The 396-nt window shown below is 74.0% G+C and carries 1 pseudogene; it reads left to right on the top strand.

Annotation, left to right across the window (positions count from 1 at the left end):
* Positions 1-396 (top strand): annotated as a pseudogene (locus tag G3I78_RS50225) (hypothetical protein); the annotation flags it as partial.

Below are 396 nucleotides of genomic sequence, written 5' to 3'. Positions count from 1 at the left end.
GGGCCGTCACGGCGCGACGCCCAAGGAGGGGTCGATCGAGCTCGAGGCGGGCTACCGCGCGCTGCGCATCGACCACTTCGACGGCGAGTTCGACCAGCGGCTCAAGCTCGAGTGGCGCCCGCCGGGCGCGTCGGGCTACGTCGTCGTGCCGAACTCGGTGCTGAGCACCGACGCCGACGTCACGCGCGTCACCTCGCCGGGCCGCAAGGAGTGCGAGGGCGTCACCGAGGCGCCGGGCGACGGCCTGCCGCTCACCGAGGTGCACCCCGACTACACGCTCACCGACCTGCGCCCCGAGGGGTTCCAGCCCCAGGTGACGGGCATGGACTGGCTGCCCGACGGCCGTCTGGCCATCTCCACGTGGGGCGGCGACCGGCTCACGCAGCTCGTCGGGGT

The sequence above is a fragment of the Streptomyces sp. SID13726 genome (assembly GCF_010548375.1).
Lineage (GTDB): Bacteria > Actinomycetota > Actinomycetes > Streptomycetales > Streptomycetaceae > Streptomyces.
Note: the sequence above shows the minus strand (reverse complement) of the source record. Positions and strands in the feature narration are given on the sequence as shown.